General features: G+C 64.0%; 11 protein-coding genes. 7 read left to right on the top strand and 4 right to left on the bottom strand.

Going from position 1 to position 12,085, the window contains the following annotated elements:
- Positions 1-129: 129 nt before the first annotated feature.
- Positions 130-768: an acyl-homoserine-lactone synthase gene (locus G3N96_RS10030; RefSeq protein ID WP_346778886.1), complete on the top strand. Its 639-nt coding sequence runs from the start codon at positions 130-132 to the stop codon at positions 766-768.
- A 111-nt stretch (positions 769-879) separates the two neighbouring features.
- Here G3N96_RS10030 and G3N96_RS10025 read toward each other — a convergent pair whose 3' ends face one another.
- The gene (locus G3N96_RS10025; RefSeq protein ID WP_206137086.1) at positions 880-1,440 is read right to left on the bottom strand and encodes a hypothetical protein; all 561 of its coding nucleotides are present in this window, start codon (positions 1,438-1,440) and stop codon (positions 880-882) included.
- A 336-nt stretch (positions 1,441-1,776) separates the two neighbouring features.
- Here G3N96_RS10025 and G3N96_RS10020 point away from each other — a divergent pair, with 336 nt between their 5' ends.
- Together G3N96_RS10020 and G3N96_RS10015 are read left to right on the top strand one after the other, a co-directional pair.
- Positions 1,777-2,079 (top strand): H-NS histone family protein, encoded by a 303-nt coding sequence (locus G3N96_RS10020; protein WP_206137085.1) that lies wholly within the window; start codon positions 1,777-1,779, stop codon positions 2,077-2,079.
- A gap of 373 nt (positions 2,080-2,452) precedes the next feature.
- Entirely contained in the window at positions 2,453-3,007 is a 555-nt protein-coding gene (locus tag G3N96_RS10015) for an ion transporter (RefSeq protein WP_241022568.1), read from the top strand.
- A 418-nt stretch (positions 3,008-3,425) separates the two neighbouring features.
- Here G3N96_RS10015 and G3N96_RS10005 read toward each other — a convergent pair whose 3' ends face one another.
- Both G3N96_RS10005 and leuA read right to left on the bottom strand, forming a co-directional pair.
- The gene (locus tag G3N96_RS10005; protein WP_206137083.1) at positions 3,426-3,830 is read right to left on the bottom strand and encodes a peptide ABC transporter ATPase; all 405 of its coding nucleotides are present in this window, start codon (positions 3,828-3,830) and stop codon (positions 3,426-3,428) included.
- Between the two features lie 540 nt (positions 3,831-4,370).
- Positions 4,371-6,080, bottom strand: coding sequence for a 2-isopropylmalate synthase (gene leuA / locus G3N96_RS10000; protein ID WP_206137103.1), 1,710 nt, complete (start codon positions 6,078-6,080; stop codon positions 4,371-4,373).
- A gap of 973 nt (positions 6,081-7,053) precedes the next feature.
- On the opposite strand from leuA, the gene G3N96_RS09995 reads away from it, so the two are divergent.
- The 3 genes from G3N96_RS09995 to G3N96_RS09985 all read left to right on the top strand — a co-directional run bounded on the left by G3N96_RS09995 (position 7,054) and on the right by G3N96_RS09985 (position 9,398).
- Positions 7,054-7,443, top strand: coding sequence for a fucose-binding lectin II (locus tag G3N96_RS09995; RefSeq protein WP_124580488.1), 390 nt, complete (start codon positions 7,054-7,056; stop codon positions 7,441-7,443).
- Positions 7,444-7,576: 133 nt separating this feature from the next.
- Positions 7,577-8,410, top strand: a complete 834-nt coding sequence (locus G3N96_RS09990; protein WP_206137082.1) for a fucose-binding lectin II — start codon at positions 7,577-7,579, stop codon at positions 8,408-8,410.
- 148 nt (positions 8,411-8,558) lie between these two features.
- On the top strand, positions 8,559-9,398 hold the full coding sequence (locus tag G3N96_RS09985; protein WP_206137081.1) for an AraC family transcriptional regulator: 840 nt from the start codon (positions 8,559-8,561) through the stop codon (positions 9,396-9,398).
- Between the two features lie 60 nt (positions 9,399-9,458).
- Here G3N96_RS09985 and G3N96_RS09980 read toward each other — a convergent pair whose 3' ends face one another.
- A complete protein-coding gene (locus G3N96_RS09980; RefSeq protein WP_206137080.1) occupies positions 9,459-10,823 on the bottom strand; it encodes a M23 family metallopeptidase in 1,365 nt (454 codons plus the stop codon).
- Positions 10,824-11,164: 341 nt separating this feature from the next.
- On the opposite strand from G3N96_RS09980, the gene G3N96_RS09975 reads away from it, so the two are divergent.
- Entirely contained in the window at positions 11,165-12,034 is an 870-nt protein-coding gene (locus G3N96_RS09975) for a mechanosensitive ion channel family protein (RefSeq protein WP_206137079.1), read from the top strand.
- Positions 12,035-12,085 lie beyond the last annotated feature (51 nt).

Below are 12,085 nucleotides of genomic sequence, written 5' to 3'. Positions count from 1 at the left end.
CAACTTCAGCAGCGTCGCACCTCCCCACCTAACTAGTTCACCTCACCTCACGCGCTTGATAGCGTGGCATCGGTTATTTTGCGTGAGGGGAAAACCGTGCCATCCATCTTCGCTGGCGGTCTCGACGACATGCCAACCACGATGCATCGACGCCTTGGCGCGTTCCGATACGACGTGTTCGTAGGTCGACTGGGTTGGCAGTTGCCCGGAGCGGACGCGACGAGCCTGACCGAATGGGATCAATTTGATCGCGGTCGTACGATTCACGTTGTCTCGGTCGATCAGGCTCAGCGCATTTGCGGGTGTGCACGATTGATACCGACCACACAGCCGTATTTGCTCCAGACACTATGCGCGCCTTCAGCGGCTCTGGACTTGCCGTGCGCACCCACGATCTGGGAACTGTCGCGGTTTGCCGCGCGCTGCGGGGTAAGTCCAACCACACGCGCCTCAACTGGCATGCAGCTATTTCCATCGATTCTCGCGATTGCGGCGTCGCTGGGCGCGACATGCGTCATTGGTGCCATGACACGTGCCGTGGCACGGCTTTACCAGCGTTGCGGTCTGGCGCTCCAACTCGTCAACACAGTCGAAAATGCAGGTCGTCCAGCCTACCTGATCGGTGCAATCGAACTTAGCCGATCGACGTTCACGAACCTGGGGTGCGACGCTCACGCGCTACTGGGTGCCGTGACATGGCTCGATGCCCGTCACGCGCGAGTGGGACTTTCGACGTTGGCGCCTCCACCTGAAACCAGCGGCCATTGATCCAGGCCGCTGGCCGGCGCCGGACTCCGTGTCTGAGCAGAAACTGATGCCGCATCTCGGCGAGATGCCGCACCGCGCCCGGTTTGAAAACGCCCACTCGGCGCGAACCTGCTACATGCGTGGGCCCGAGCGATGATGTCGGCGATCCGCGTCTTTCACCCAGTCCGGCCGAATCGCAGATGCATAGGCCTGAGCACTGCGTGACGCTTCGCCATTGGGCTGAGCAGAAAACCCAAGTCGCTCGTCGATGGCGCGCGCCACGGTCGACGATTTGGGCAGGCGTCGAGGATCACAATCAGCCCAAAACGTGAACATGCTCTCGAACAGCACGCCCAAGATCGTGGTCGTATAAGGCAATTCGACCGTGACAAGCTTGCCGGTTGAGTCAGCTCGCATGGGCAAATCGGTCATTGGCATTGCGGTGTCGCCCATGCCCATATACATCGCGTGAAGCTCGCGTTGCAAGCGCGTCTCGACGTCGCAATGGCTGATCGAAGAATTGACAATTACACGGGTCAGTTTGGCGAGTTCCTGGGTTTTCAGTTCGAGGCGATTGTGCAATCGACCGACTTCCTGTTCTACTCGCCGCACCCGCGCTTGCAGCGACGAGTGTTCGTCGAGCGGTGGCGAACACCGCTCGTTCGTGTAGTCAGCCTTCTCGGGGCATTCCATGCGTCCACCTCTTCACGACCATGATCACCTCGGCACAGAGCCACAACGGGGCCAACCTACTCAAAAGCGCCAACACCGCGCGCAAAGAACTGGCTGAAGCACTACGCACTCGATGTGTGACGTCGTCGCATATCGTTGGCCGGTCCGCCAATGCAGTGTTTATTGCAGAACGACGCGTCGTCAACTAGGAGACTATGGAGGTCAGAAGCCTCAAGTTTTCCGCGACAATCCATTCGAACGCACGCACCCTCGCTTTCGCCAGCCGGTCTAGTCAGCCGAGCGAGCCGTTTTTTCAATTGCGAGGCGACGCGAGCTCACCCGATAGGAGTCGATTCGATGCCAACGTATCTCGAATTGAAGGCGCGAGCTGAACAGCTCAGACAACAAGCGGAACAGGCCCGCCTGGCGGAGCTTGACATCGTTCTCGCGGAAGTTCGCGCGCGTGTGGCCGAATACGCGCTGACTGCCGAGCAGATCTTTGGGCGTCGGCGCAGCGCATCTGCCACGCGGGTCGGCCAAGATCCTATCCCGGCCCGGTATCGCGATCCCAAAACAGGCGCGACGTGGAATGGCCGCGGTCGCGAACCCGGCTGGATCAAGGGGAAAAAGCGCGAGCGATTCCTGATCGAACAGGCCTAGAGGGGCATCGGGTGGTTTTCCGTTCCGACTCATCCCGTGCGCGCAGGGTATCAGTTGCATTGATCGAGCACCGCACACGACGTCACAGGACGGCGCTCGACGAGCATCGCTACGACCAGGTGTAAGTCTGCGAGGCACAAGTGTTGACGACGGAGAACAGCACCGACAGGTTGAGCGACGCCAACTTCATATGCTTCATTGCGTCAACCTCGATGGTTTCCGGCGCATCCCTACAAATGAGGCGCTAGACCAGGCTCCAGACCGACTCATATCGGACAGGTCCGAATGGCCCGGCAAGACGCCGTCCGTACACTGATGCACATGATTTCGCTGATCCAGTCCTCCTTCGATACGGCGTGCTATGCCCTCACGCATGTCGCGCCTCCCTTCGTTCTTGCGCAAGCTCAACATCGCGGTGCTCGCGCTCATCGTCGCGAGCGTACTCGTCGTGATGGCCGACATCGCGCGGGATTTTCACGCGCAGTACGGCCACACGCTCTATGCGGCAGAAAAGGCGTTCACGCTGCTGTTTTCGGCCAAGTACCTACTGCGCTTTTGCACCGCGAAGAAGCCAGCCGCATATGCACGCAGCTTCTTCGGCATTGTCAATCTCGTGTCGGTGCTGCCGACCTATCTCGCGTTCTATTTCCCCGGCCTGCGTGCGCTGATCGACGTACGGCCGCTCCGGCTGCTGCGCGAGTTCCGTATCCTCGGGCTGTCGATCTATCGCGAGGAAGGGCATTTGCTGATGCGGACACTCGCCCGCGCGCGGCGCAAGATCTTCGTGTTCATCTGCGGGATATTCGTGCTCGTCGTGATTCTTGGCACGGTGATCTTTCTCGTCGAAGGGCCCGAGCGCGGGATCACGAGCATTCCGATGGGCATCTACCGGGCCGCCGTGAATGCCTCGTCAACCTGGCGACGATAGTCGTCGCGATCCAGACGATCGGTCCACACGCCGAAGCGCACGAGATCGAATCCAGTCTGGCGGATCCGTCGTGCATCGTCCGCCGTGAATGACTGGATCTTTACCTGTACGCCGATGCGCGGCTTCTGGAGCGAAGCGGTGGGCAAGCGAAGCCGATCAGCGGTGGCCGACAAGGATGCAGATGCCGCGCAAGCAAGTGCGGTGGCGATGAGCGGCGGTGGAATCCGGAGCGTGGGCATCGGCGATTCGACGGTAGGGGTAAGCGAATGGCGGTGGCCGGCCGATGTGCGCCGCCTCGCCAGGGTATCGGGCGTCGATTGTTGCAGAACGCCCCTCGCTTCACTATCAGACCGGTCCGAGCACTTCGTCGAACTTCCGGCTGGCCCGCGCCAATGTGGAGTGCCTCGCGCCGATTCGCTCAGGGCCGCGACAACACCAGCACGCGCCCACCCACCCGATGCAGCTTGAGCCAGCCCATATCGGCGGTAAAACGCAGCTGCTGCAAGTTGAAATCGAACGCGGCCCGCTCGGCCGCCTTGATCACGGCATCGGCGATCCAGCGAATCAGCACCTTGCCCTCTTCGGTGGTTTGATGGCCGGTCTGGCCGCCGCAGAAATGGCGATTCCCGGCGTTGACCTGCATCTGCAACTGCATCCAGTGACCCGGCAGGCCCGGCAAGGTCCGGAACAGGTCGGCCACGCGCTGCGTCGTCAGGCTGCGCGCCCACAGCGCGCTGTCACCATCGGGCCGCTCCAGGTCGTGGCGATCCGCAGCCTGGGCTTGGCCCTTGATGTCGCCTTTCAGGAAATCGGGTTTCGACATGACGCTTTCCTCGTGAGGGGCCCTGCAGCGGGCCGGTTGAATGGACAAGGACTTCGGAGAGCGAGCGAGCTGACACACGGGGCGCTTCAACCCCAACGTTCGCGGCTGCCCCAAACGACATGCCGGCGACACGCGCCGGCATCAGTGTGCGAACGGTTCGGACGGTGCCTGCCCGATCCGACGGAACGATACGCCCATTGCAGGCATTCGTCGCCTGTCGGGTATGTCAGGCTCACTATCTGGAACCTACCCTATTCAGACATCAGGGCCGCATCGCTGAGCAGCGCGTCATCGGGCCTTCACGTGACGAGGAAGGGCATCGCTTCCCGGCAAACGCCCATGCAGCCAACAAGGCTTTGATCAATTGATCGAGGACATCAAATCGCGTTGAGTCCCCCAATCACGCCGTCGTGCAAATCCGGCCGCCACGATCGACAGCCGGCTTGATCCGTGACGCCCCGCGTTGCAGTGCCGGCGACAACATCGACACCCAATACACGGCCGCGCCGGACACCCCCGGCGCGGCCGCCAACGCCCTTGTTACGCGACAGCCTTCACCGCCGCCTGCACCCCAAAAAACGTCGCCTGCACCGCTTCGTCCGCACGCGCATACGCGCGGTTGATCCCGCTGATCACGGCACGGATCGACGCGGTCGTCAGGTTCGCGTCGATGCCGACGCCGAACGCGCTGCCGCGCACGCCCGTGCCGGCCAGTTCCGCGATCGCGATCGCCTTCGCATCGGCGCCTTGCGACAACGCACGCTCCTCGTAGTGCTGGATCCGCAGCGGCGTACGCAACGCATGCATCAGCGCATCGAGCGGGCCGTTGCCTTCACCCCGCAGCACGCGGCGCTCGCCGTGCACGTCGGCGGTCAGCACGATCGTCTCGCGGCCGTCGCGCTCGGTCAGCTCATGGCCGACATAACGCAGCGGCGCATCGCCCTCCACATATTCCTGCTGGAACAGCGACCAGATCTGCGCGCTCGTCACCTCGAGCCCGCTGTCGTCGGTCAAACGCTGCACGGCTGCGCTGAAGTCGACCTGCAGGCGGCGCGGCAGCGCGACGCCATAGCTCTGTTCGAGCAGGTACGCAATACCGCCCTTGCCCGACTGGCTGTTCACGCGAATGATCGAGTCGTACGTGCGGCCGACATCGCTCGGATCGATCGGCAGGTACGGCATTTCCCATACGGCATCGGGGCGCTGCACCGCGAAGCCCTTCTTGATCGCGTCCTGGTGCGAGCCGGAGAACGCGGTGAACACCAGGTCGCCGACATACGGATGGCGCGGATGGATCGGCAACTGCGTGCATTCCTCGGCCGTGCGCGCGACTTCGTTGATTTGCGAGAAATCGAGGCCCGGATCGACACCCTGCGAGTAGAGGTTCAGCGCGAGCGTGACGAGATCGACGTTACCGGTACGCTCGCCGTTGCCGAACAGGCAGCCTTCGATCCGGTCCGCGCCGGCCATCACCGCGAGCTCGGCCGCCGCCACCGCGGTGCCGCGGTCGTTGTGCGGATGCACGGACACGATCAGCGCGTCGCGGCGCGCGAGGTTGCGGTGCATCCATTCGATCTGGTCCGCGTAGAAGTTCGGCGTGCCGACTTCGACGGTGGCCGGCAGGTTCACGATCGCCTTGTGCGCCGGCGTCGGCTGCCATACGTCGAACACGGCGTCGCACACTTCCTTCGCGAAATCGAGCTCGGTCGCCGTGAAGGTTTCCGGGCTGTATTGCAGCGTGAAATGCGTGTCGGTCGCGGCGTCGGCGAAGCGCTTGATCGTGCGCGCGGCGTTCACCGCGAGCGTCTTCACGCCGTCGCGGTCGAGGCCGAACACGATCTTGCGGAATTCCGGCGCGGTCGCGTTGTACAGGTGCACGATCGCGCGCTTCGCGCCGCGCAGCGAGTCGAAGGTGCGCTCGATCAGGTCGTCGCGCGCCTGCGTGAGCACCTCGATCGTCACGTCGTCGGGAATGTGGCCGCCTTCGATCAGCTCGCGCACGAAGTTGAAGTCGGTCTCGGACGCCGACGGGAACGCCACCTCGATCTCCTTGAAACCGATCGCGACCAGCATCTTGAACATCCGCATCTTGCGCGCGGCGTCCATCGGCTCGAACAGCGACTGGTTGCCGTCGCGCAGGTCGGTGCTCATCCAGATCGGCGCTTGCGTGATCGTGCGCGTCGGCCACATGCGGTTCGGCAGGTTGACGGGCGTGAACGGTCGGTACTTCGTCGCGGGGTTCTTCAGCATCATGATGGTCGGTCCTCGGTCGATTGGTCGGGAACCCGCGGCGCGCTGGCCATCCGTCGGGGGTGGCAGGCTGCACGCGCAGCGGTGGAAACGGGTGAAAGCGGGTGAAAGCGGCAAGCAAACGGCACAACGGCAAAGCGGTACGGCGAACGACAGCCTTGACGGTTGAGCGACCGGGACGGAGCGGAGCGATTCGGAAGAAGGACGAACTCAGGCGCCGGTCGACAACCGGGGCCAGGTCGGTGATGCGGGGGAAATCTGGCGCTTCAGGAAAGAAGCAGATGGAAAGCGCGCAGCCGCAGACCCAGCCCGGAGAAACGGGCTAGTAGTCGTAGCGAGAAGAGGGGCTGGGCGGCTTGCATGGCCGAAATCAAATCACAGGGCGATGGGGACTGTCAACGGGCTGAGTGCACACGACGCCGAATTTGAGCGCTCAGAATCAGTCCTGTCCGATAGGCGGCGCGCCGCCCCGTCGATATCCTTCATGGGTGCGGCGCCGGTGAGGCCCCTGTTCACGTTCGGAGTGAGTTGGTCTACGTACTTCGCCGGTTGCCGCACCCCCTCCTGTTGCAAACAATCGGGTTTCGGTGTGGGCGTTCGGTGGTGGCCGGTGGGCGCGGCCACGACCGAGATGCTGATGTTGAAACCAACGCTGCCAGATGCGAACGCCGAGCGTCCGCGCCGAAGCCCGATTGCCCCCGCCACCCCCAGCCCGCCCCGCCTGCGCAGCCACGCATCGTTCAGAAAATCGATACGCCCGACGATATAATTTATCGAATATATCGAAATACATTCGATTAAACGCATTTCATTAAATCGATTAACCGTCATTTTCTATTGACTGAACAATAGCCATTCCCAGGCGATTATTTTCTTATTTATTTTTCGGCATGCTCGGTACGTCGCATTTCAAACAGCAAACGTTTGCGCGACATGGCTCTAAGCCTTACCCATCATTCCTCAGGAGGAAAGCATGGCCGATTCTCAAACGTCATCCAATCGCGCCGGCGAGTTTTCGATTCCGCCGAATACCGCATTCCGCGCGATTTTCTTCGCGAATGCCGCCGAGCAACAGCACATCAAGCTGTTTATCGGCGACAGCAAGGAACCCGCCGCGTATCACAAGCTGACGACGCGCGACGGCACGCGTGAAGCGACGCTGAATTCCGGCAACGGCAAGATCCGCTTCGAAGTGTCGGTGAACGGCAAGCCGTCGGCCACCGACGCGCGCCTCGCGCCGATCAACGGCAAGAAATCTGACGGCTCGCCGTACACGGTCAACTTCGGGATCGTCGTGTCGGAAGACGGCCACGACAGCGACTACAACGACGGCATCGTCGTGCTCCAGTGGCCGATCGGCTGACCTGAAGCGCGTCTGACGCGCATCTGACGTCCCACCCACGCCGGCCGCCTCCGGGCCGGCCGGCGGTTGCGCGCCGCCTCCAGGGGCGCCGCCCCCTTTTGCATCGAAACCCGCCCAACCAACGGAGACATCCATGCCCCTCCTTTCGGCTTCGATCGTCAGCGCCCCCGTGGCGACCTCCGAAACCTACGTCGACATCCCGGGCCTGTACATCGACATCGCCAAGGCAGAGATTCGAGACGGGAAACTGCAGGTCATCCTCAACGTGCCGACGCCTTATGCGACCGGCAACAACTTCCCCGGCATCTATTTCGCGATCGCGACCAACAAGGGCGTCGTCGCGGACGGCTGCTTCACCTATTCGTCGAAAGTGCCCGAGGCCACCGGGCGCATGCCGTTCACGCTCGTCGCGACGATCGACGTCGGCACCGGCGTCACGTTCGTGAAGGGCCAGTGGAAAAGCGTGCGCGGCAGCGCGATGCACATCGATTCGTACGCGAGCCTGTCTGCGATCGGCGATACGTCCGCGCAATCGTCGTCGTCCGGCGGCGGCAGCGGCGAAACCGGCGCGGGCGGCAACTCGGGCGGCACGGATAGCGGCACGATCGGCGGCGGCGGCGAGCGCGACGGCACGTTCAACCTGCCGCCGAACATCAAGTTCGGTGTCACCGCGCTCACCAACGCGGCGAACGACCAGACGATCGACATCTACGTCGACGACAACCCGAAACCGGTCGCCACGTTCAAGGGCGCCGGCGTGCAGGACCAGAACCTCGGCACCAAGGTGCTCGACTCCGGCAAGGGGCGCGTGCGCGTGATCGTGATGGCGAACGGCAAGCCGTCGCGGCTCGGCTCGCGGCAGGTCGATCTCTTCAAGAAGTCGTACTTCGGGATCGTCGGCTCGGAAGACGGCGCCGACGACGACTACAACGACGGCATCGTGTTCCTGAACTGGCCGCTGGGCTAAGCAGTGTCACGCTGCAACCCATCATCGCCACGCCGCCCGGCGTGGCGATCCGCGTGGACGCCCCTGCCCGCCCCCGCCCCTGCAAGAACGATCAAACGCCCCCGCCGCCGATACCATATAGTCCGCCCGACACGCTCATTGGAAAGCCATGAATCCGGTAGGACAAGCACTCTGGTTTATCGAAACCAAACTGGACCACGAACTGACGCTCGACAGGATTTCCGCCAATTGCGACATGACGCGCTTCGGCTTCTCGCGCCTGTTCTCGATGAACACCGGCTGGCCGGTGATGCGCTATGTGCGGTCGAGGCGACTGACGCGTGCGGCACGCGCACTGGCCCAAGGCGCGCCGGACATCCTGCAGGTGGCGCTCGATGCCGGCTATGGCTCCCATGAGGCGTTCACGCGCGCCTTCCGCGATTGCTTCGGCACGACGCCCGAAGACGTGCGGGCACGCCGCACGCTTGACGGGTTGTCTCTTGTGGAGCCGCTTCGCATGAAAGAACTGAAGATCATCGACGTCATACCCTCACGCTTCGAAACCGCCGGCAAGCGGCTGATCGCCGGCATGAGCGACCGCTACACCTTCGAAACCAACGAAGGCATTCCGGCGCTGTGGCAAGCGTTCATCCCATACATCGGCACCCTTCCCGGCCAGGTCGACGACGTGACCTACGGCGTGTGCTGCAACCCCGATGCGGATGGCAGCTTCGAATACATCGCGGGCGTGGAAGTGACGAGCCGCGACCGGTTGCCCGCCCCCTTTCGCTGGATCGAACTCGAACCGCAGCGGTATGCGGTCTTCGAACACGTCGGGCATATCTCCACGCTGCACCAGACGTTCTACAGCATCTGGAACGGCTGGCTGCCGACGTCAGGATTCAAGGCGGTCGACACGCCCGAGTTCGAGCGCTACAGCGCGGACTACGATCCGGTGACGGGCGCCGGCGTGCTGGAAATCTGGTTGCCTGTCGAACCGGCTGCGTAAGCGGTTTGCCTTGATCGGCCGCGGCGTGGCTCGCCACGGCCGGCGGCATCTCGCCAACCGTCAACCGGCCCGCGATCCGGCAAGCTCCGACATCGCCACCGGCTGCGACCACCCCGCCGAAGCCAGGCGCGTGCGTGCATCGAGCACCACGCGATTGAACGCGACGCGCTGTTCGCCTCTCAGCTTCGCCGCCTTGCCTGCCTGGACCAGCGCGACCGGGTCGACGAGACGGGCATGCCGCCGGACCTCGAAGTGCAGATGCGGCCCCGTGGCCGTACCCGTGCTGCCAACCGCGCCGACACGCTGGCCGCGCGCGACCCGCATGCCGGTTCGCAGCGTCGGCTCGAATGCCGACAGGTGCGCGTAGTACGACGCATAACCGCCGTCATGACGAATCACCACGTACTTGCCGTAGCCGCGCGGCTCGGTGCCGATGAACGAGACGACGCCGCGCTCCGACGCATGAACCTCGCGCCCGGCCGGCGCCGCGAGATCGACGCCGGAATGCACGTGGCGTGCGCCGGTGACCGGATGCACGCGCGTACCGAAATGCGAGCTGATCCGGTTTGCGCTGACCGGCATCGCAAACCGCGCGCCGGCGAGGGGCATGCCGTCGAGGTCGTAATAGGCGCCCGGCGAGCCGGCATCGGGCGCAAACCACACGGCCGCGACGTGCTGGCCGTGCAAGCGAAGCTCGAGCGCCGTCACGCGCACGCCGCCCGGCAGTTTGGCCTCACTGTCCGGTTCGTAGGCGACGCGGAACGTATCGCCAAGCGCACCGTGCTGTTTCAGGTCGATGCGACCGGCGAGCAGGCGGGTGATCTGCGCGGCAACGCCGGCCGGCAGATCCGCGCGCGCCAGCGACGCCTGCAGGCTGCCGACGATCGTGCCGGCCCGCGCACCGCGCTCGGCTTGCGCGAACACGAACGGCTCGGCAGCGGCAAGATCGACGGGGCGCCGTTCGAACGCGGCGGGCTCGCCCGTCGCGGGCAACGCCGACGCAAGACCGTAATCGAACCGCGACGCGTACGCGCGTTCGACCGCCCCGCGCGCCGCATCGCACAGCACGCGATAAGCCACGCAGGCACCGAAGCGCGCCACGGGATCGTCGGGTTCGCCGGCCGTCGGCGCAGTCAACGCATGCGACGTGTAGGCAACGTCGAGCGGCGCGGCCGTCGATGCATGCAAGCCGCCCCACGTCGTGCGCGCGGCATTGAAAAAGGGCACGTCGACAAGGTCGGCCATCACGGGCGAAAACGGCGCGGCGTCGTGCGACGCATCTGCCACCGCACCTGGTGCGTTGGCCACACAGGCCGCCGCGATGACACCGCGCAGCAGCGCGCGGCGCATCGGGAAACCATGAACGCCGCGCTGTGCGGGTTGACCTTGTTCGCGTGCGAGACGGAAACGCAGGTCTAACCGCATGACGTCGTCACTCGCTGTCTGTCAGTAAAAAATCGGGAAAAACCGGGCATCGCGGAGGAACGATCGTCGCGACCCGGCAACGTGAAAACGAGTGTAGCGGCGCGATCGACGCGGCTGAATAGGACTAGTCTCATTTGATGTAAAAGCCGCTTCGTACTAAATCGAAATCGCGATTTGGCGGCCTGGCGGCACGGCCATGCGGCATTCGACCCCACTCATTCGCGCGAACCATCGTGCCCCGCGACCAGTCGAACGCTGCCCGGCGCGTGAGCGCAAGCCTGCCCGATGACGGCGGGCACGCCACGCGTCACGCATCGTTTCTTCAACCCGGAATCCCGTTAATGTTTCGCGATCAACTCCATCCGGAACGCTGGACGTTCCTGTGGAACGCGCTGTCCACGCTCTCCCTCAAATTGTCCGCCGGCCTGGCGCTGCTCGTCGCCGGCTGGTGGCTGTCGAAACGCATCGGCAACTGGCTGAACCGTCTGCTCTCGAACAAGGAGCGCGTCGACGACACGCTGCGGCCGATCCTCTGCGACGTCGCCGTGTGGGGCATCCGCATCGTCGCGATCGTCGGCGCGCTGTCGCAGCTCGGCATCGAAACCGCGAGCCTCATCGCGGTACTCGGCGCGGCCGGCCTCGCGATCGGGCTCGCGCTGCAGGGCACGATGCAGAACATCGCGGCCGGCATCATGCTTCTGCTGCTGCGGCCGTTCAAGGTGGGCGACTACATCGACGGCGGCACGGGCGTCGCGGGCACCGTCGACGAGGTCGGGCTCTTCATGACGCGGCTGACGAAGCCGGACGGCATCTGCGAATACGTGCCGAACAGCGCGCTGTGGGGCAGTTCGATCCGCAACTACACGCGCAATCCGACGCGCCGCCTCGATCTCGAAGTGGAAGTGTCGGTGCATGACGATATCGATCGCGCGCTCGACGCGCTGCGCAAGCTGGCGCTCGCCGACCCCGACGTGCTGCAGGATCCGGAGCCGAACGTGATGGTGATGCGCTTCGACGACAGCACCGCGATCGCGAACGTTCGCGTGTGGACGCACACCGACAAGTTCTGGGACATGCGCTGGCGTCTGGCGCGGCAGGCTCGCAAGGCACTCGCGGACGCGAACTGCGCGTTGCCGATCCGTACGCGCGAGCTGCACATCGTGCATGACGCGGAGCGTCGTGCCGAACGCGCGCAAACGCACGCGCTGTAAACGGCGAAGGCCGCGAAGCACTGCCTGCTTCGCGGCCTTCGCGACGTCACC

Source organism: Burkholderia sp. Se-20373, assembly GCF_017104705.1.
Taxonomy (GTDB): domain Bacteria; phylum Pseudomonadota; class Gammaproteobacteria; order Burkholderiales; family Burkholderiaceae; genus Burkholderia.
This window is presented reverse-complemented; position numbering and strand designations above follow the sequence as displayed.

Bases quoted from the DNA above. Each gene is read 5' to 3' on its own strand.
- G3N96_RS10030 (WP_346778886.1), top strand. From the start codon at position 130: ATGCCAACCACGATGCATCGACGCCTTGGCGCGTTCCGATACGACGTG.
- G3N96_RS10025 (WP_206137086.1), bottom strand. From the start codon at position 1,440: ATGGAATGCCCCGAGAAGGCTGACTACACGAACGAGCGGTGTTCGCCA.
- G3N96_RS10020 (WP_206137085.1), top strand. From the start codon at position 1,777: ATGCCAACGTATCTCGAATTGAAGGCGCGAGCTGAACAGCTCAGACAA.
- G3N96_RS10015 (WP_241022568.1), top strand. From the start codon at position 2,453: ATGTCGCGCCTCCCTTCGTTCTTGCGCAAGCTCAACATCGCGGTGCTC.
- G3N96_RS10005 (WP_206137083.1), bottom strand. From the start codon at position 3,830: ATGTCGAAACCCGATTTCCTGAAAGGCGACATCAAGGGCCAAGCCCAG.
- leuA (WP_206137103.1), bottom strand. From the start codon at position 6,080: ATGCTGAAGAACCCCGCGACGAAGTACCGACCGTTCACGCCCGTCAAC.
- G3N96_RS09995 (WP_124580488.1), top strand. From the start codon at position 7,054: ATGGCCGATTCTCAAACGTCATCCAATCGCGCCGGCGAGTTTTCGATT.
- G3N96_RS09990 (WP_206137082.1), top strand. From the start codon at position 7,577: ATGCCCCTCCTTTCGGCTTCGATCGTCAGCGCCCCCGTGGCGACCTCC.
- G3N96_RS09985 (WP_206137081.1), top strand. From the start codon at position 8,559: ATGAATCCGGTAGGACAAGCACTCTGGTTTATCGAAACCAAACTGGAC.
- G3N96_RS09980 (WP_206137080.1), bottom strand. From the start codon at position 10,823: ATGCGGTTAGACCTGCGTTTCCGTCTCGCACGCGAACAAGGTCAACCC.
- G3N96_RS09975 (WP_206137079.1), top strand. From the start codon at position 11,165: ATGTTTCGCGATCAACTCCATCCGGAACGCTGGACGTTCCTGTGGAAC.